Source organism: Flavobacterium sp. J27, assembly GCF_004303025.1.
Lineage (GTDB): Bacteria > Bacteroidota > Bacteroidia > Flavobacteriales > Flavobacteriaceae > Flavobacterium.
Genome location: NZ_PJQW01000034.1, coordinates 1 through 1,180 on the forward strand (window position 1 = coordinate 1; position 1,180 = coordinate 1,180).

At 28.5% G+C, this 1,180-nt stretch carries 1 protein-coding gene; it reads left to right on the top strand.

From position 1 onward, the window contains the following. Window positions 1-1,180 (top strand): T9SS type A sorting domain-containing protein (locus CX675_RS19635; RefSeq protein WP_130736956.1); only part of this gene is annotated, 1,180 nt, incomplete at its 5' end.

A 1,180-nucleotide genomic window follows, 5' to 3' on the forward strand; every position in this document is an offset into this window, starting at 1 on the left:
AGGTTCACATACAATTACGCCAATATTAGAAAACCCCGATTATTTCAATATCTCTCCAACTAGTTTTACAGTAGGTTTTCCAACGCAAACCAGTCCGTTTACTCAAGATTTTTGTGTTACTGCAAATGGTCTTCACTCAGATGTTGAAGTTGTGATTTTACCAATTTTACCTGCAAGACCAGGTTTTGATGCGCTATATAAAATTGTTTTTAAGAACAAAGGAAGCAAAATAGAGAATGGAACAATCAATTTTACTTTTGATGATGCCGTTTTAGATTATGTTTTGTCAAATCCAGTTTATAATACTCAAAGTACCAATACATTTACTTGGAATTATAGTAATTTACTTCCTTTTGAAACAAGAGAAATTGAAATTGTTTTGAATGTGAATTCTCCTTTTGAAAATCCTGCGATAAATAATGGAGATCAATTAAACTTTTTAGCTCAAATAACACCTCTATTGAATGACGAAGTCGTTTATGATAATACATTTACTTTAAAGCAAATAGTTGTAGGTTCTTATGATCCAAATGATAAAACCTGTTTAGAAGGAGAAATTGTAGGTCCAGATAAGATAGGTGAATATGTACATTATCTAATTCGTTTTGAAAATACGGGTACTTATCCAGCAGAAAATATTGTAGTAAAAGACATGATAGATCTTACTAAATTTGATATTACCACTTTAGTTCCTTTAAAAGGAAGTCATGAGTTTTATACTAGAATTAACAATAATAAAGTGGAATTTATTTTTGAAAATATCAATTTAGATTTTGATGACACAACAAATGACGGTTATGTAGCTTTTAAAATTAAAACAAAAACAAGTTTAGCATTAGGAGATACATTTACAAATAATGCAAGTATTTATTTTGATTATAATTTTCCAATTACAACGAATACTTATGCAACAACAATTGAAGCTTTAAAAACATCAGATTTTGATTTTGGAAGTCAGTTTGCATTATATCCAAATCCTGTGAAAGAAACCTTATATTTTAAAGCTAAAGAAGCTACACGTATATCTTCAGTTGAAATTTATAATTTATTAGGACAAATAGTACTAACAGTTCCGAATACAACCACATCCGTTGATGTTTCGGAATTAACAAAAGGCAATTATTTTGTAAAATTAAATACCGAAAAGGGTAGTACAGTTACTAAATTTATAAAAGAATAA